This is a genomic window from Streptomyces sp. NPDC053750 (assembly GCF_044544295.1).
In the GTDB taxonomy this organism is placed as follows: Bacteria; Actinomycetota; Actinomycetes; order Streptomycetales; family Streptomycetaceae; genus Streptomyces.
On record NZ_JBITXB010000001.1, the window covers coordinates 503,326 to 520,158 of the forward strand.

General features: G+C 72.0%; 15 protein-coding genes and 1 tRNA gene. 13 read left to right on the forward strand and 3 right to left on the reverse strand.

Annotation, left to right across the window (positions count from 1 at the left end):
- Positions 1-17 precede the first annotated feature (17 nt).
- Positions 18-2,264 (reverse strand): CDP-glycerol glycerophosphotransferase family protein, encoded by a 2,247-nt coding sequence (locus ACIGO6_RS02145; protein ID WP_399870057.1) that lies wholly within the window; start codon positions 2,262-2,264, stop codon positions 18-20.
- 274 nt (positions 2,265-2,538) lie between these two features.
- On the opposite strand from ACIGO6_RS02145, the gene galE reads away from it, so the two are divergent.
- Positions 2,539-3,510 carry a UDP-glucose 4-epimerase GalE gene (gene galE / locus ACIGO6_RS02150; RefSeq protein ID WP_399870058.1) on the forward strand — a complete coding sequence of 324 codons (972 nt, stop codon included), beginning with the start codon at positions 2,539-2,541 and terminating at the stop codon, positions 3,508-3,510.
- Positions 3,511-3,543: 33 nt separating this feature from the next.
- Here galE and ACIGO6_RS02155 read toward each other — a convergent pair whose 3' ends face one another.
- The gene (locus tag ACIGO6_RS02155) at positions 3,544-5,718 is read right to left on the reverse strand and encodes a hypothetical protein (protein WP_399870060.1); all 2,175 of its coding nucleotides are present in this window, start codon (positions 5,716-5,718) and stop codon (positions 3,544-3,546) included.
- A gap of 255 nt (positions 5,719-5,973) precedes the next feature.
- Between ACIGO6_RS02155 and proB the strand changes: the two genes are divergently transcribed.
- The 5 genes from proB to ACIGO6_RS02180 all read left to right on the forward strand — a co-directional run bounded on the left by proB (position 5,974) and on the right by ACIGO6_RS02180 (position 10,973).
- Positions 5,974-7,101 carry a glutamate 5-kinase gene (gene proB, locus ACIGO6_RS02160; protein ID WP_399870062.1) on the forward strand — a complete coding sequence of 376 codons (1,128 nt, stop codon included), beginning with the start codon at positions 5,974-5,976 and terminating at the stop codon, positions 7,099-7,101.
- A 145-nt stretch (positions 7,102-7,246) separates the two neighbouring features.
- On the forward strand, positions 7,247-7,753 hold the full coding sequence (locus ACIGO6_RS02165) for a hypothetical protein (protein WP_399871569.1): 507 nt from the start codon (positions 7,247-7,249) through the stop codon (positions 7,751-7,753).
- A gap of 83 nt (positions 7,754-7,836) precedes the next feature.
- A complete protein-coding gene (locus tag ACIGO6_RS02170) occupies positions 7,837-9,123 on the forward strand; it encodes a glutamate-5-semialdehyde dehydrogenase (RefSeq protein ID WP_399870064.1) in 1,287 nt (428 codons plus the stop codon).
- 104 nt (positions 9,124-9,227) lie between these two features.
- Positions 9,228-9,824 (forward strand): hypothetical protein, encoded by a 597-nt coding sequence (locus ACIGO6_RS02175; RefSeq protein WP_399870065.1) that lies wholly within the window; start codon positions 9,228-9,230, stop codon positions 9,822-9,824.
- A gap of 84 nt (positions 9,825-9,908) precedes the next feature.
- Positions 9,909-10,973: a hypothetical protein gene (locus ACIGO6_RS02180; RefSeq protein ID WP_399870066.1), complete on the forward strand. Its 1,065-nt coding sequence runs from the start codon at positions 9,909-9,911 to the stop codon at positions 10,971-10,973.
- Between the two features lie 9 nt (positions 10,974-10,982).
- On the opposite strand, the gene ACIGO6_RS02185 is transcribed toward ACIGO6_RS02180, so the two are convergent.
- Positions 10,983-12,125 (reverse strand): M48 family metallopeptidase, encoded by a 1,143-nt coding sequence (locus tag ACIGO6_RS02185; RefSeq protein ID WP_399870068.1) that lies wholly within the window; start codon positions 12,123-12,125, stop codon positions 10,983-10,985.
- Between the two features lie 132 nt (positions 12,126-12,257).
- Here ACIGO6_RS02185 and ACIGO6_RS02190 point away from each other — a divergent pair, with 132 nt between their 5' ends.
- From ACIGO6_RS02190 to ACIGO6_RS02220, 7 genes are all read left to right on the forward strand, one after another.
- The gene (locus ACIGO6_RS02190; RefSeq protein ID WP_399870069.1) at positions 12,258-12,419 is read left to right on the forward strand and encodes a hypothetical protein; all 162 of its coding nucleotides are present in this window, start codon (positions 12,258-12,260) and stop codon (positions 12,417-12,419) included.
- Positions 12,420-12,571: 152 nt separating this feature from the next.
- Positions 12,572-12,739, forward strand: a complete 168-nt coding sequence (locus ACIGO6_RS02195; RefSeq protein WP_399870071.1) for a hypothetical protein — start codon at positions 12,572-12,574, stop codon at positions 12,737-12,739.
- A 58-nt stretch (positions 12,740-12,797) separates the two neighbouring features.
- A complete protein-coding gene (nadD, locus tag ACIGO6_RS02200) occupies positions 12,798-13,508 on the forward strand; it encodes a nicotinate-nucleotide adenylyltransferase (RefSeq protein WP_399870073.1) in 711 nt (236 codons plus the stop codon).
- 16 nt (positions 13,509-13,524) lie between these two features.
- A complete protein-coding gene (locus ACIGO6_RS02205) occupies positions 13,525-15,291 on the forward strand; it encodes a LytR C-terminal domain-containing protein (protein ID WP_399870074.1) in 1,767 nt (588 codons plus the stop codon).
- 84 nt (positions 15,292-15,375) lie between these two features.
- A complete protein-coding gene (gene rsfS, locus ACIGO6_RS02210; protein ID WP_399870076.1) occupies positions 15,376-15,822 on the forward strand; it encodes a ribosome silencing factor in 447 nt (148 codons plus the stop codon).
- A complete protein-coding gene (locus ACIGO6_RS02215; RefSeq protein WP_399870078.1) occupies positions 15,819-16,490 on the forward strand; it encodes a histidine phosphatase family protein in 672 nt (223 codons plus the stop codon). The genes rsfS and ACIGO6_RS02215 overlap by 4 nt, the downstream gene beginning before the upstream one ends.
- 121 nt (positions 16,491-16,611) lie before the next feature.
- Positions 16,612-16,684: transfer RNA gene (locus ACIGO6_RS02220), tRNA-Ala, on the forward strand.
- Positions 16,685-16,833 lie beyond the last annotated feature (149 nt).

Below are 16,833 nucleotides of genomic sequence, written 5' to 3' on the forward strand. Positions count from 1 at the left end.
GGGGCAGCTACCTCGGGTCAGTTGACGGGAATGGAGTCGGACACGGCGGTGCGCGGTCCGGCGGACGGGGCAGGTGCCCTCTCCTCCAACGGCACGAAGGGGAGGTCCGCGACGTCCTCACCCAGGAAGACGCTTCGGACCACCCGTTCGGCTGCGCGACCGTCGTCAAAATCACAGAAACGCCGACGGAAGCGTTGCCGCGCCTTGGCCGCCGGTTCCGCGCGCCACTCACCGGAGCGGAGGAGCTCGGTCAGTTCCTCCTGCGTCGTGGCGACGGCACCGGGCGGCTCCTGCAGGACGTCGAAGTACGTACCGCGTACGACGGAGTACGTCTCCCAGTCGTCGGCGAAGATCACGATGGGGCGGTCCAGGTTGGCGTAGTCGAACATCGCCGACGAATAGTCCGTGATCAGGCCGTCCGAGGCGAGGTACAGGCGTTCGACCACAGGGTAGTCGGACACGTCCATGATGCGTCCGGCGGACCGCAGTTCGGCCAGTCGGGACGAGGTCCCGTAGAAGTAGTGGCCGCGCACCAGCAGGGTGACGTCGGGGCCCAGCTGCTCGGCGAGCCGCTCGAGGTTGAGGCGCGGCACGAACCCGCGCTGGTACTCGCGATGCGTCGGCATGTAGAGAAGCGCCGTCGTGCCCTCGGCCAGCCCGAGAGCCTCGCGGGCCGCGCGCACGTCGTCGGAGGTGGCGTTGACCAGAACGTCGTTGCGCGGGTAGCCGGTCTCCAAGGACGTGTACGAAGCGGGGTACACGCGCTCCCACACCGTGGTGGAGAACCGGTTGGAGCTGATGCTGTAGTCCCAGCGGTCGCACCGCTTGAGGAGCGCGCCGAAGTCCATGTTGGTGGAGGCCGGGTACTTCTGCTGATCCAGCCCCATGGTCTTCAGCGGGGTGCCGTGGTGGGTCTGCACATGGATCTGACCCTCCCGCTTCACCACGCCGTCCCCGAAGTTCACGTTGTTGACGAGGTACTTGGCGCGGGCCACGGCGGCCCAGTACTCCCGCGAGCCCACGCGGACGTAGTCCACGCCGGCGGGTACCTGGTCCACCGCCTCCGGCCGGATCGCCCACACGCGGCGGATCTGCGGCGCGAGCGAGGCCAGGGCGGCGTCGATGGCGGCGGGGTTGCAGGAGACGCTGCGGCTCCAGTAGGCCGAGAACACGGCCAGGTTCTCGTCGAGCGGCAGCCTCAGTTGCGACTGGTAGAACACGCCCATCGCGCGGCGCTTGGACTGGTTGAGGGTCCGGCGGGCGCCCTTCTTGGCCTTCTGACGGAGCCGCATCACCTGCGTGGCGCTCGTCAGGGTCGCGTACGCGTCACGCTCCAGCATCGCGTACTTGTGGCCCTGACCGCCGGACGGCCGCTGGAAACCCTGGGGCAGACGCGCGCGGTAGTCGGCGGAGGCACGGTGGAAGAACTCCGCGCGGGCGTTCTGCGGCAGCCGGCCCGGACGCTCCAGGACGGTCAGGTAGTGGTCGACCATCTTTCGGAACACCGGGCCGCGCCACTGGGCGAGTTCGTCGTGCGCGTCGAGATAGTCGAAGACGCGCTCGTACTGGTCGAAGACGTCGAAGTGCTTGCGGCTGACCGTCTTGAGGATGTTGCCGCCCTCGCGGCGCTGGCGGTAGTGCACGCAGACGCGGTCCAGCACGGCGATGCTCTCGGCGCTGATCATGGAGCAGAACGTCCAGGGGGCGTCCTCGTAGTACCCGGGCGGGAAGGTGAGCTCGGCCCGGTCGATGAAGTCGCGCCGGTAGGCCTTGTTCCAGACGATCTGCAGCAGGTTGAGCAGGGCGGGGCGCTCGGCGAGGGTGAAGACGTCCGGACCGGCGTCCTGAGCGAGGAGGTCGGCGCGTTGGTTGCGCTTGGACGTCTCGTTCCAGTAGGTGCGTGCGTAGTCGTAGACGAGGATCTCCGGATTCCCCGTGGCCTCGAGACGGTCGGCCACCGCCTTCAGCGCACCCTCGGACAACGTGTCGTCACTGTCCAGGAACAATACGTAGTCGCCCTGCGCCTTTTCGAGTCCGGCGTTTCGCGCGCGGCCCAGTCCCACGTTTTCCGTGAGGTGAATCACTCGAATTCGGGCGTCGTGTTCCGCATACTCATCGAGAATGGCCCCTGACCCGTCCGGTGAACAGTCGTCGACCGCGATCACCTCGAAGTCCGTGTACCCCTGTCCGAGTATGGAGTCCAGACACTCGTGCAGGTAGCCCTGCACCCTGTACACGGGAACGACGAGAGAGAGCTTGGGCATCCTTACAACCTGTTCCGAGAACTGACCAGGGACTGAGCGCTGGGGCCTGCCACGCGGCCCGGGTGTCGGTGGGCTCGAAGTGCGCTGCCGGATCAGCGTAAAGGATTCACGTGAAGTTTCCGTGGGCAAGGTGGCGGGGCCGACGGAGCCCGGACCGTGAGTGTTTTCACCACCTCTGATTCGCTTTTCGCCGTTCACCCCACATGTCCGACTCGATTTTTTCGGGCGCACGGACGAGTCTGCACCCAGAGATGAAGACCTGGGAGGCATGAGGATGAGCTGGCTGGTCACGGGCGGAGCCGGGTACATCGGTGCGCATGTGGTGCGCGCCCTGGTCGACGGCGGTGAGCGCGTGGTCGTGTACGACGACCTGTCCACCGGCAGCACCGACCGCGTGCCCGAGGGCGTGCCGCTGGTGGTCGCCAGCGTGCTGGACAAGAGCCTTCTGGAGGGCGCGATTCGTGACCATGCCGTGACAGGTGTGGTGCACATCGCGGCCAAGAAGCAGGTGGGGGAGTCGGTGGAGCAGCCGCTCCACTACTACCGGGAGAACGTCACGGGCCTGCAGACCCTCCTGGAGGCCATGACGGCGACCGGCGTCGGCCGCCTCGTCTTCTCCTCCTCCGCCGCCGTCTACGGCATGCCCGATGTGGACCTCGTCACGGAGGACACCCCCTGCCTGCCGATGAGCCCCTACGGCGAGACCAAGCTGGTCGGCGAGTGGCTGATCAACGCCGCCGCCCGGGCCCACGGCATCCGCGCCGCCTCGCTGCGCTACTTCAACGTCGCGGGCGCGGCCGCGCCGGAGCTGTCCGACTCCGGTGTCTTCAACCTCATCCCCATGGTCTTCGAGCGCCTGGAGCAGGGCGAGGCCCCGCGCGTCTTCGGCGCCGACTACGCCACCCCCGACGGCACCTGCGTACGGGACTACATCCACGTGCAGGACATCGCCTCCGCCCACCTCGCGGCGGCCCGGCGTCTGACGGACGCCCCGGAGGGCACCGCGCTCACCCTCAACATCGGACGCGGTGAGGGCAGTTCGGTCCGCGAGATGGTGGAGCGCATCCTCAAGGTCGCCGGCAAGGAGGACGTCGCGCCCGAGGTGACCGAGCGCCGGCCCGGCGACCCGGCCCGCGTCGTCGCCTCCGCCGACCGCGCCCGCGAGGAACTCGGCTGGTCGGCGCGGCACAGCCTGGACGACATGATCGAGTCGGCCTGGCAGGGCTGGTGCCACCGGCACCGCTGAACCGGACGGCGGACTGAGGACTCCGGCCCGGGCTCAGCGCACCCGGGACCGGCCCGGCAACTCCCCGGTGGTGGGCGTGGGCAGGGGTACGGGCGGGTGCTGCCGGGGAACGGGCAGCGGGGTCTGCGACATCAGTCGTTCCGCCCGGCGCGCCCGGTGCTCCCCGGCCGCCGCGCACAGGTCCCGGACGGCCGCCGCGAAGCGCTCCTGGGGCTGCGGTTCGGCCGGGCCCAGCAGGCGCAGCGCCAACGCGGTGCGCGCCCCGGTCAGTTCGTCCCGCTCCGGATGCCGGACCGCGTCCAGCAGCGCGGGCACCCCGGCCCCGTCCGGTGTCAGCACCGTCGCCGCCGCCACCGTCGGGAACGACGCGCGGAACACGTCCTCGGGCAGTCCGCTGGTGTTGGCCACCGCGTAGGGCTTGCCGCTCGCCAGGAAGTCGCTGACCACGCTGGACACGTCGCTGATCAGCAGGTCGGCCCGGTTGAAACAGGCGTAGAGCGGCGGCCGGGCGTCCGTGACGACCCGGTGCTCCCAGGCGGGCAGCGAGGCCCAGTACGCCTCCTCCCAGGCGGCCGTCGCCCGCGCCACCGCATCGGCCCGCCCCGGCTCCGGCGCCGGCTGGCGCAGCATCCGCTCCGCCTGGTCCGCGGCGGAGCGGAAACCGGCCGTCGTGAGCCGGTCCAGCTCCGCCGTCCGCCGGCCCAGCGCGGCCGCGGCCGACGCGTCCGGCCGGGGCCCGCTCCGCTCCCGGTTCGCCGCCCGGACCAGCTCCCGGATGCGCAGATCGGCGGCCCGCGCCCGCGCGTCCACCGACCCCGTCAGCGGATGCGGCTTGTACAGCAGTCGTACGCCGGGGTCCGCGAGCAGCGCCCGGACGAGGTTCTCGCCGGCCTCGATCACCGAGGTGTTCCCGGGGTTGCCGTCCCAGCCCTCCCAGGTCGGCGCGTACAGGACGGTCGTGTACGCGCCGGGGGCGGGCGGCCCCGCGTACGGCCGTACCGCGCCCAGCTGCGGACGGCCGATCTCCACCACGTCCTGGTCCTCGACGCCCACCTCGGCCAGCGCGTACCGCTCGCGCGCCGCAGGACCGGCCACCCACACCTCGTCGTACGCCTTCGCGTACGGGTTGCACGAGGACAGCTTGTCGCTCTCCCCGTGGTTGACGAAGGCGTGCTTGATCGTGGGGATGCGCAGGACCTGCGAGGTCTTCCCGGAGTTCGAGGGGTGCAGCAGGACCCGGAGCGTGGAGTGCTCCAGGCGCATCAGCGTGGACACCTTCGGCAGGCACACCACCGGGATGTCGGTCGCCGCGATCCGCTGCACCATGAGCCGCTCCCGCAGCACGATCACCGGCCGCCCGTCCAGCCGCGCGAGCGGCTCCAGCCACATGTTGGCCTGGTACGCGGAGGACGCCCCACCCGAGAAGTACAGGCCGACGGTGGGCCGGTACTCCGCCAGCCACCGCTCGAACCAGTCGAGCACCTCCTGCTCGCCCGCGGGCCGGCGCCCCGGCAGCAGCCGCAGCAGCAGTGCGCCGAGGCCGGCCAGCCCCACCGTCAGGGAGAGCGCCAGGCCGGCCGCTCCGTACACCGGCGCGTCGGTGGCCGCCGTGGCCAGCAGTCCGGCCGTCGCCGGCAGCCCGAAGACCGCCAGGCGGGGACCGGGGCGGCGCAGCAGCGAGGGCGGGGCCGGGGACAGGCGCAGCGCCGAGACGTCGATGTTCCGGGTCACCACGGGCAGCGTCCGGGTGCGCCGGACCAGGACGGAGGCCGCCTGGATCGCCCAGTGCAGCCCGTAGAAGACGAGCAGTCCGGCGACGAGCGGGGCGTACACCGTCTCCCGGTGCTGCTCGCCGAGGCGCAGCAGGCCCACCACGAGCAGCAGGTCCCGCAGCACGTGCCGCACCGTGACGTCCGCGTGCGACTTGGCGAAGAGCGACACCATGCCCCGCTGCCACCGGTACAGCACGCCCTCGGCGGCCAGCGAACCGGCGGTCGCGGCCAGCAGCAGCGGCACGCTGGGCAGCAGCGCGCCGACGACCTGCGCGGCGGAGGTGGTGGCGAGGACCCCGAGTACGAGCAGCCGTGCGGCGGTCCGCCCGGTCGGCAGACCGAGACGGGACAGGGGGCCGCGGGGGAGACGGCCGCGGGGAAGACGGCGGCGGGGCAGGGATAGGGGCACTGCGGTCGCTCCAGGCTCGTCGCGCATCGGACATCCGGGTTAACGCCCGGCGACCTCCCGACGACACGCGCGTGTTGACCGTCCCCTTGACGCGGGTGGTGACCGTCCCCGTGAGGCGGGTGGTGATCATCCCCGGCACGCCGGTGGTGACCGTCCTCGTGGCGCGCGGCCGCCGTGCTTGCGTCCGCAGCCTGGACCGCGGCGCGGGACGCGGCGTCCTTCGCGTAGATTGCCTGGCGAGCGCAGGGATCGCGCGCGTCGACGGGAGAGGCGGACGGGGCCGTGGCAGGGGCAAGGCAGGCCGTGGGCGAGGCCCGCAGGATCGTCGTCAAGGTCGGTTCCTCGTCGCTGACCACCGCGGCGGGCGGCCTGGACGCCGACCGGGTCGACGCGCTCGTCGACGTCCTCGCGAAGGTGCGCAGCGGAGGGGAGCGGGAGATCGTCCTCGTCTCCTCCGGCGCCATCGCCGCCGGCCTCGCCCCGCTGGGCCTGCGCCGCCGCCCGCGGGACCTGGCCCGCCAGCAGGCCGCCGCCAGCGTCGGTCAGGGCCTGCTGGTCGCCCGCTACACCGCCTCCTTCGCCCGCTACGGCGTCCGCGTCGGCCAGGTGCTGCTGACCAGCGACGACATGAGCCGCCGCGCCCACCACCGCAACGCCTCCCGCACCCTCGACAAACTGCTGGCGATGGGCGCCTTCCCCATCGTCAACGAGAACGACACCGTCGCCACCGACGAGATCCGCTTCGGCGACAACGACCGGCTCGCCGCCCTCGTCGCCCACCTGGTCCGGGCCGACCTGCTGGTGCTGCTGTCCGACGTGGACGGCGTGTACGACGGGGACCCGAGCAGGCCCGGCACCTCCCGGATCGCCGAGGTGCGCGAGCCGGCCGACCTCGCGGAGATCGAGATCGGCAGCGCGGGCAAGGCGGGCGTCGGAACCGGCGGCATGGTCACCAAGGTCGAGGCGGCCCGGATCGCCGCCGCCGCCGGCATCCCCGTGGTGCTGACCAGTGCCGTGCACGCGGCCGACGCCCTGGCCGGCGGCGACACCGGCACCTACTTCCACGCCACCGGCAAACGCTCCGCCGACCGGCTGCTGTGGCTCCAGCACGCCTCCACCCCGCAGGGGGCGCTCGTCCTCGACGACGGGGCGGTGCGCGCGGTCGTCGAGGGCCGCAAGTCGCTGCTGCCGGCCGGGATCGCCGCTGTCGAGGGCGAGTTCGCCGCGGGCGACCCCGTGGAGCTGCGGGACGGCGCGGGGCGCACGGTGGCCCGGGGGCTCGTCAGCTTCGACGCCAAGGAGATCCCCCGGCTGCTCGGCCGCTCCACCCGGGAACTGGCCCGCGAACTCGGACCCGCGTACGAACGCGAGATCGTACACAGGGACGATCTGGTGATCCTGTACCCGTAATGGGCCGAAACGTCCCCGAATCGGCGATGGACGTTCCGTGAAACCACCCCGCGATCTTGTGTCGCCTGCTCAACTTTCCTCAGGGACAGGCCCGGTCGACCACCGGGCCGAGCGGTGTGCGTGAAGGAGGCCCGTCGTGAGCGGAGTGCGCCCTGGGGCGGCGTCGTCCCGCGGTGGTACGGGCTCCCGCGGCGGCGCCGGTTCCCGCGGTGGCACGGGCTCCCGCGGCGGGCCCCGTGTCCCCGGGGAGGAGCGCGCCCTGACCAGCGTCGCGGCCGGTGACCGGTTCCGGGCCGAGGAGCCCGAGCACACCCCACGCCTGTGGCACGTCACCCTCAGCGTCTCCGGCGCCCGGGCCCCGCTCACCGAGGTCCGGCGCGCCCTGGAGCAGCTCGCCCACGACCACCCCTTCCTGCTGACCAGCCGATACGCCGACGACCACGCGGAGATCCGGTACTGGGAGGAGGCCCGCGACCTGCACGACGCCGCCGCCGTCGCCCTGCGTCTGTGGGGCGAGCACCGGCAGACCGCGGGACTGCCGCCCTGGGAGATCGTCGGCCTGGAGGTCATCGACCGGGCGACCTACCACCAGCGCATCGCCGCGGGATACGGACCGGCACCCGCGACACCGGTCGGAGTCCACCCCTTCTGACCCCTCCCGGCCCCGCTCTTCGGCCCGTCTCGGTGTTCGGGACGGGCGGTGGGCGGCCCCGCCCGGCGCACTACGCTTTCCCCATGACCACGCTCTCGCCGTACGACTCGATGTCCCCGGTCACCCGGGCCGCCTACCGGGCCAAGGCCGCCGCGGCCGACCTCGCGCCGCTGCCGCGGGCCGCGAAGGACGACGCGCTGCTCGCCGTCGCGGACGCGCTGGAGGTCCGTACGAGCGAGATCGTCGAGGCCAACGCCCAGGACGTGGCCAAGGCCCGCGCCGCCGGGACCAGCGAGGCCATCATCGACCGGCTCACCCTGACCCCGGAGCGGGTCCGCGCCATCGCCTCCGACGTGCGCGACGTCGTCGCGCTGCCCGACCCGGTCGGCGAGGTCGTGCGCGGCTCCACCCTCCCCAACGGCATCGACCTGCGCCAGGTCCGCGTCCCCCTCGGCGTGGTCGGCATCATCTACGAGGGCCGGCCCAACGTCACCGTCGACGCCGCCGCCCTCTGCCTGAAGTCCGGCAACGCGGTACTCCTGCGCGGCTCCTCCTCCGCGTACCAGTCGAACACCGCCCTCGTCCGGGTGGTCCGCGACGCCGTGGGCGGGGCCGGGCTGCCCGCCGACGCCGTGCAGCTGGTGCCCGGCGAGAGCCGCGAGAGCGTGCGCGAGCTGATGCGGGCCCGCGGTCTGGTCGACGTGCTCATCCCGCGCGGCGGCGCCTCCTTGATCAACACCGTCGTCCAGGAGTCCACCGTCCCGGTCATCGAGACCGGCACCGGCAACTGCCACGTCTACGTCGACGCGCAGGCCGACCTCGACACGGCCGTCGACATCCTGATCAACTCCAAGGCCCAGCGCGTCAGCGTCTGCAACGCCGCCGAGACCCTCCTGGTCCACCAGGACATCGCCGCCGCCTTCCTGCCCCGCGCCCTGGACGCTCTCGCCGAGGCCGGGGTGACCGTGCACGCCGACGAGCGGGTGATGGCGTACGCCGCGGACTCCAAGGTGACGGCCGTCGAGGCCACACCGGAGGACTGGGAGACGGAGTACCTGTCCTACGACATCGCCGCGGCCGTCGTCGACTCCCTCGACAAGGCCGTCGAGCACATCCGGCTGTGGACCTCCGGCCACACCGAGGCCATCGTGACCACCTCGCAGCAGGCCGCCCGCCGCTTCACCCAGCTGGTCGACTCCACCACCGTCGCGGTCAACACCTCCACCCGCTTCACCGACGGCGGCCAGTTCGGCTTCGGCGCCGAGATCGGCATCTCCACGCAGAAGCTGCACGCCCGGGGCCCGATGGGGCTGCCGGAGCTGACCAGCACCAAGTACATCGTCACCGGGGACGGTCACGTACGGCGCTGACGCGCACGCCGGGGCCGAGGCGACGGGCACGCGCCGCGGGGCGCGCCCGTGACCCGAACGGGGCATCTCACCCACCGGATGAATTTCCCCACCGTCTGCCCAAAATGACCCACCAGGTCTACTCTGGACCCGTGCCGGAGGACGTGGGGGGTAGGCCGTTTCCCGACGGCTGGGAGCCCGACGACGACCACGACCACGGGGTGTCGGACGAAGAGTTCGCCTCCGTGGTCTTCGACGAGGCCTTCGTACGTGCGGCGGAGGTGCACGAGCCGTCCGCCGTCGAACGCCTCCTGGCCGCCGCGCAGGCCAGAGCCGAGGCCACCGAGGCGGAAGCGGCCCGCCGCGGCCGCAGCAGAGCCGAGCGCTTCGACGACGGGTACGGCGATTTCGGCCATGATCCCGACTTCGACGACCCGGACGACGACCGCGACCTCCTCGACCGTCCGTACGGCGCACCCCCGGCCACCGGCAAGCAGGTCCGCTGGCACCGGCCCGTCGCCTGGATGCTGGCCCTCGTCATGGGTGTCGGCATGGTCGCGCTGGCCTTTGCGGCCGTCTACCGGGGCGCCTCCGCGGGCAGCAGCACCGAGCAGGTGCCGCCGCCCGCCTCGACCGGCTCCGAGCAGGGCGGCCCGGTGGCACCCTCGGCCTCCGCCGACTACTCCCAGCCGGCCGTACCGGTGATTCCGCGCAGCCCCTGACCTGCCGTGCGGCGGCGCGAAGCCGGCCCAACTTGTCCTGCACCGACGCGTTTACGGGCCCTTCCCCAGACCTACCCTGAAGGTATGGCAGGGCTTGGCGACCCGCCTGGAGGGCCGCCCGAGGGCGGGCCCGGAGGCGGAGAGGACGAGTACCGATCCGTCGTCTTCGACGAGTCGTTCATACGAGCTGCCCGCCTCCAGGAGTTCTCCGCCCAGGAACGTATCGCCGACCATGCCCCGGCCGTCCGCCGCCGCGCGCCACTGCGCCGGGGGCTGTCCCGCCAGGCCCTGATCCTCGTCGTGCTGATCGCCGTCGCCTTCGGCACCGCGATCTACATGGGCGTACGGCACCCGGCCCAGAGCCCCTCCGTGCGGGCCGCCGAGCCGGTGCGGATGACCGTCGTCCCGCTGGCCCCGCAGGGCAGGGTGCCCGGCGCCGCCGACGTCGCCCTGCTGTACGAGCGCAGCCCCGCCGCGCACTTCCGGACCGCCGCCGAGGGCGTCCCGCTGCCGGGCGCCCGGCGCACCGCGCACTTCTCGGACGACCAGGTCATGAGCGCGCTGACCACCGCCAAGGACTACATCGTCCGCTCGGCGCTCGACCCGGGCGTGCTCCGCGGCGAGGAGGTCCGCTCGGTGCGGGTGCTGCTGGATCCGGACCAGCTCGCCCAGTTCGACGCGAGCTTCGAGCGGCCCGCCGCGGACGGCCGGCACGCACCCACCGGATGGCTGGTGCGCTTCGACCCGGCACGGGCGGAGCCGACCGACGACGAGATCCGGGTACGGGGCAGCCTGCGGGCCGTGGAGAGCGACGCGTCCACCCTGGAGGTCACCGCCGACCACACCATGGTCTACCCGCTGCGGCCCCCCGGCGACGAAAAGGCCCGGGCGTCGCTGTTCACCGTCCGGCGCGAGCTGCACTTCCGCTTCGACCGGGACGACCTGCGCCTGCACCAGACCCAGCTCGTCGCCTCGTACGTGCAGGCCGGACCGCTCTCCTGTGCCGAGGACTCGGCCAACCACCTCCGCCCGCTGCTCGCGGGCCAGACGGCCAGGACGGGCGGCCCCGCCGACACCGACCCGTACACCACGGACGACGCCGGGGGCCTGTGCGGCACCCTTGCGAAGAGCGCCCAGCCGGCGGTGTGAGGCGGACGCTCAGGCGCCGTCGTGCGGCGGGCGGTCGTCCGGGGACTTCGGGCCGCTGCCGGTGTCCCCGGAGCCTTCGGGCCCGTCCGCGTCCCTGGGCGGCCTCGGCGGGGAGGACGTGAAGCCGCCGAAGCCCCGCCGCATCCGGTCGCCGAGGTCACCGGCGCCGCCGGCGATGTCGTTCACCAGCTTCATCAGCGGGTCCTTGGAGCCGCGGACGTGCGTGGCGTAGCTGGACGCCGACTCGCGGAAGGAGTCCCGGACCGAGGTGTCCTTGTCCTCGTCGCGCCGCGGGTAGTGGCCGTCCATGATCCGCTGGTAGTCGCGGGAGGCGGCCCACTTCTTCAGCTCGGCGGCCCGCACCGTGGTGAAGGGGTGGGTGCGGGGCAGCACGTTCAGGATCTTCAGCACGGAGTCGCGCAGGTCGCCCCCGGCCTCGTACTCGTCGGCCTGCTCCAGGAACGCGTCCACGTTCATCTCGTGCAGGTGGTTGCCGCCCGCGATCTTCATCAGGCCCCGCATGGAGGCCTGGAGGTCCTGGCCGACCAGCAGACCCGCGCGGTCGGCCGACAGCTCCGACTTGCGGAACCACTCGCGCAGCGCGGTCACGATCGCCATGATCGCGAGGTTGCCCAGCGGGATCCAGGCCACCCGGACCGCGAGGGACGTCAGGAACAGCAGGATGGTCCGGTAGACCGAGTGCCCGGACAGCGCGTGCCCGACCTCGTGCCCGATCACCGCCCGCATCTCCTCCTCGTCCAGCAGCTCGACGAGGCCCGTGGTGACGACGATGATCGGCTCGTCCAGGCCGATGCACATCGCGTTCGGCGTCGGGTCCTGGTTGACGTACATCGGGGGGACCTTCTCCAGATCCAGGATGTAGCAGGCGTCGCGCAGCATCACGTTCAGATGGGCGAACTGCCGGTCCGAGACGCGCACCGAGTCGGACAGGAACAGCAGCCTCAGACTCCGCTCGGGCAGCAGGCCGCTGAGCGCCTTGAAGACCGTGTCGAAGCCGCTCAGCTTGCGCAGCGCCACCAGCGCGCTGCGGTCGGCCGGGTGCTCGTACGCACGCGAGGAGATGCCCGGGAAGCGCCTGCGCTGCCTGCTCGGCACGTTCTCGTGCCCGTTGTGCTGGTGGCCTTCGGACATGTCATCCCCCAGGTGCGTCTGTATGGCCTGTGTGCGGCGTCTGGCCTGTGCATGTGTTCTGCGGCCCCCGAGGCCGAGCCCAGCCTAGGCGGAGTTACCGTGGACGGGCAGTACAGCGAAGGAGTCCCTGTCATGGCGCACACCCCCCACACCGACTGGCTCACCGCGGCGGCGACCGCGGCCGAGCAGCAAGGGCCGGGAAATCTGCTCCGGATCGTTCTGATCGTGATGGTGCTGGGCTGTGTGCTGTCCGCGTGGTTCCTGCTGCGGGGGTACAAGCGGAAGGACGACTGAGGAGATCCAAAGGTTCCCCGGGCCCTCCGGGACCGTCGTGGACCGCCGCTGACCCGTCCCCAACGGCGGAGTCGGCGTGATCGCCGGAGAGGCGCCCGCATACGATGAGGCGACGTCTTTATCCCGCCCACACCGGATAGGTCCTGCCGAAGATGAGCTTCCACAGCACCGCTGCCCAGTTTGTCACCCTTGCCGCCGAGGGCGGCGAGGAGCACAGCGGCAACCACGAGAGCCTCAGCCCCTACGTCACCGGCATCGGCGCGTTCGTCATCCTGATGCTCCTGCTGTGGATCACCACTCGCTTCAACCGCGACCGCTGAGCGCGGGGGCCGTGGGCCCGGCAGGAGCCCTCAGGCCGGGCCGGTAGGGTCTGCACGCATGGGAGAGCAGGACATGCCTACCGGCCCGGCGCACGACACGGCGCACACGCCGGCGCGTGACACGCACAGCCGCGCGGTGCCCGCCCGCGCCACCGGACCGGGCAACGGCCCGGCGCGCTCGGGCAAACGACGCCTCGGCGTCATGGGCGGCACCTTCGACCCGATCCACCACGGGCACCTGGTGGCGGCCAGCGAGGTCGCCGCGCAGTTCCACCTCGACGAGGTGGTGTTCGTGCCCACCGGGCAGCCGTGGCAGAAGAGCCACCGCACGGTCTCCGCGGCCGAGGACCGCTACCTGATGACGGTCGTCGCGACCGTGGAGAACCCGCAGTTCTCGGTGAGCCGCATCGACATCGACCGCGGCGGCCCCACCTACACCGTGGACACCCTGCGCGACCTGCGGGCGCTCAACCCGGACTCGGACCTGTTCTTCATCACCGGCGCCGACGCCCTCGCGCAGATCCTCACCTGGCGCGACAGCGAGGAACTGTTCTCCCTCGCCCACTTCATCGGCGTCACCCGGCCCGGCCACACGCTGACCGACGCCGGACTCCCCAAGGGCGGCGTCTCGCTCGTCGAGGTCCCCGCCCTCGCCATCTCCTCCACGGACTGCCGTGCGAGAGTCGCCAAGGGCGATCCCGTCTGGTACCTGGTGCCGGACGGAGTAGTGCGCTACATCGACAAGCGCCAGCTGTACCGCGGCGAGTGAGCCGAGAGGGGCACCGGTGAACGACGGATACGACGCGGGGTACGGGGGCGACACCCCGTACGAACTCGTCGGCTACGACGAGTACGGCCGGCCGGTGTACCGCCCGGCCCAGACGCAGCCCCAGGGCCAGGGCCAGCAGCAGCCGTACGACCCGTACACGCAGCAGCAGGGACAGCAGTACGGGCAGCAGGGCTACGGCTACGACCCGTACGCCACGGGCGCCCAGCAGCCCCAGGGCCAGCAGCCGTACGACCCCTACGACGCCTACGGCTCCGGGACCGGCTACGACACCGGCCGGCAGTACCCGGCGTACGGCGACGACCACGCCTTCGGCACCCCCCAGGGCGGCCCGCCCGCGCAGCCGTCGTACGACCCCTACGGCCGGGCCGCCACGAGTGGTCCGCAGCCCCGGGTCGCCGAGCAGACCGCCCACATCCCGCAGCAGGCGGGCCCGCCCGACGAGCCGGAGGCGGGAGCGCCGGCGGCCGACCCCGCCGAAACCGGCCGCGAGTACCACACCGAGCAGTTCGCCTTCGTCGAGGAGCCGACCGACGACTCCGAGGACGTCATCGACTGGATGAAGTTCACGGAGAACCGCACCGAGCGCCGGGAGGAGGCCCGGCGCCGGGCACGCACGCGTGTCGTCGCCCTGGCCGTCGTCCTGGCGCTGGTCGCGGTCGGCGGCGTCGGCTACCTCTGGTACGCCGGGAAGCTGCCCGGCCTGTCCTCGTCCGACTCCGAGCCGGGTACGACGACGGCGGCGGGTGCGCAGAAGCGTGACGTGATCGCCGTCCACCTGCACGACACCAACGGCGGCGCCACCTCCACCGCGCTGCTCGTGGACAACACCACCACCAAGCGGGGCACCGCCGTACTGGTGCCCAACTCCCTCTCGCTGACCAGCGACGACGGCAGCACGACCACGCTCGCCAAGTCCGTCGACGACGCCGGCCCCGACGCGACCCGCACCGCGCTCGACTCGGTCCTCGGCACCGACATCGAGGGCACCTGGCGCCTGGACACCCCCTACCTCCAGATCCTCGTCGACCTGGTCGGCAACATCGAGGTCGACACCGACACCGACGTCCCCGACCCGGAGGCCAAGGACAAGGGCGCCGCCCCCCTCGTGCACAAGGGCGAGGGCCAGACCCTCAGCGGCAAGATGGCCGTCGCCTACGCCACCCACCGCGGCTCCGGCGAGAAGGCCGACGCCCAGTTGCAGCGGTTCGGGCAGGTCATGCAGGGGGTGCTGCGCAAGCTGTCCTCGGACCCGCAGGCCGCGACGACCACCATCCAGACCCTGGGGCTGATCCTCGACCCGCCGCTGACCGAGCAGGACCTCGGCTCCTTCCTCGCCGGTCTCTCCGACCTCGCCAAGGGCGGCGACTTCACGACCACGCTGCTGCCCGTGGAGGGCGACGGCAGGCTCAGTGCCGAGGCCAGTGAGGGCGTCGTCAAGGAGGTCCTCGGCGGTACCGCGAAGAGCCCGGACAAGGACGCGGCCGTCAGCGTCTCCGTCCAGAACGCCACCGGCGTCGAGGACCGCGGCGGCAAGGCCCGCGTCGTCCTCCTCAACGGCGGCTTCACCTTCCTGGAGGGCTCCGCCGCCTCCGGCACCGAGGCGACGTCGAAGGTCGTCTACGCCGAGGCCGCCGACAAGGAGGACGCCGTCCAGGTCGCCAAGACCCTGGGCCTGCCCACCGACTCCGTCACCCAGGGCGAGGTCCCGGCGAACGCCAAGGTCTCGGTGGTCCTCGGCCAGGACTACGAACCGGCGTCGTAGTCGGCCGCGTCGTTGTCACGTGGGGTGCCGTCGGCGGTCGTGAGACCCTTGAGGTCAACCGACCGCCGACCCGAAAGCCAGGCAGTGACCGCGACCGACCGCTCCATCGAACTCATCAACGCCGCCGCGCAGGCGGCGGCCGACAAGCTCGCGCACGACATCATCGCCTACGACGTCAGCGACGTCCTGTCGATCACGGACGCCTTCCTGCTGGCCTCCGCGCCCAACGACCGCCAGGTCAAGTCGATCGTCGACGAGATCGAGGAGCGGCTCAGCAAGGAGCTCGGCGCCAAGCCGGTGCGCCGCGAGGGCGACCGCGAGGCCCGCTGGGTCCTGCTCGACTACGTCGACATCGTCGTCCACGTCCAGCACAGCGAGGAGCGCGTCTTCTACGCCCTGGAGCGGCTGTGGAAGGACTGCCCCGAGCTGGAGCTGCCCGCCGACGCCAAGGAGACCCGCGGCAAGGCGGAGGAGCACGCCCGGCTCCAGGCCGCCGAGGAGGCGACGGAGACCGACGGGGACTGGCGATGAGCGCCACCGGTGAGGTGACGGCCGGGAAGCCGGGCCGCGGCCGGCGCGTCATCCTGTGGCGGCACGGCCAGACCTCGTGGAACGTGGAGCGCCGCTTCCAGGGCTCCACGGACGTCGCGCTCACCGAGACCGGCGTCGCCCAGGCCCGCCGCGCCGCCCAGCTGCTCGTCCATCTGCGGCCCGACGCGATCGTCGCCTCCGACCTCATGCGTGCCGCGGGCACGGCCGCCGAGCTTGCCGCGCTCACCGGCCTGGAGGTGACCCTGGAGGAAGGCCTGCGGGAGACCTACGCGGGTGTGTGGCAGGGGCTGACGCACGACGAGATCATCGCCCGGCACGGCGAGGAGTACGCGGCGTGGAAGCGCGGCGAGCCGGTGCGCCGCGGCGGCGGTGAACTGGAGACCGAGGTGGCCGACCGCGCCGCCCCCGTGGTGCTCCGGCACACCGAGAAGCTCCCCGAGAACGGCACGCTCGTCGTGGTCAGCCACGGCGGCACCATCCGCACCACCATCGGCCGGCTCCTCGGGCTGGAGCCGCACAGCTGGGAGAGCCTCGGCGGCCTGACCAACTGCTGCTGGTCCGTCCTGGGCCAGGGCGCCCGCGGCTGGCGTCTGCTGGAGCACAACGCCGGCACGCTGCCGGAACCGGTGCTCGGCGACGACGACTAGCCGTGGGTGGCGGGCCCCGGGACCCGGATTTCACTTTCCGGCAGGTCGCAGGCTAAAGTTCTTCTTGTTCGCCCCGCCGAGCGGGGCGAAACACCACACGGCTCCGGCCGGGTGGCAGCAAGGGGCTATAGCTCAGTTGGTAGAGCGCCTGCATGGCATGCAGGAGGTCAGGAGTTCAATTCTCCTTAGCTCCACAGCCCACGGACGAATCCCGTCCCCCTCGGGGGGCGGGATTTTCGTTTGCGCCCGCTTGAGCAACAGGCTTCCCACAGGCGTATACCCCTGTGGGAAGCCTGTGGGACTCCGTGTCCGGACTGGTACTGAGGCGTCGCTGACCGTATTG

Coding starts and splice junctions, on each gene's coding strand:
- ACIGO6_RS02145 (WP_399870057.1), bottom strand. CDS start 2,264: ATGCCCAAGCTCTCTCTCGTCGTTCCCGTGTACAGGGTGCAGGGCTAC.
- galE (WP_399870058.1), top strand. CDS start 2,539: ATGAGCTGGCTGGTCACGGGCGGAGCCGGGTACATCGGTGCGCATGTG.
- ACIGO6_RS02155 (WP_399870060.1), bottom strand. CDS start 5,718: ATGCGCGACGAGCCTGGAGCGACCGCAGTGCCCCTATCCCTGCCCCGC.
- ACIGO6_RS02170 (WP_399870064.1), top strand. CDS start 7,837: ATGACCACGCTCTCGCCGTACGACTCGATGTCCCCGGTCACCCGGGCC.
- ACIGO6_RS02175 (WP_399870065.1), top strand. CDS start 9,228: ATGACCCACCAGGTCTACTCTGGACCCGTGCCGGAGGACGTGGGGGGT.
- ACIGO6_RS02180 (WP_399870066.1), top strand. CDS start 9,909: ATGGCAGGGCTTGGCGACCCGCCTGGAGGGCCGCCCGAGGGCGGGCCC.
- ACIGO6_RS02185 (WP_399870068.1), bottom strand. CDS start 12,125: ATGTCCGAAGGCCACCAGCACAACGGGCACGAGAACGTGCCGAGCAGG.
- ACIGO6_RS02190 (WP_399870069.1), top strand. CDS start 12,258: ATGGCGCACACCCCCCACACCGACTGGCTCACCGCGGCGGCGACCGCG.
- ACIGO6_RS02195 (WP_399870071.1), top strand. CDS start 12,572: ATGAGCTTCCACAGCACCGCTGCCCAGTTTGTCACCCTTGCCGCCGAG.
- nadD (WP_399870073.1), top strand. CDS start 12,798: ATGGGAGAGCAGGACATGCCTACCGGCCCGGCGCACGACACGGCGCAC.
- ACIGO6_RS02215 (WP_399870078.1), top strand. CDS start 15,819: ATGAGCGCCACCGGTGAGGTGACGGCCGGGAAGCCGGGCCGCGGCCGG.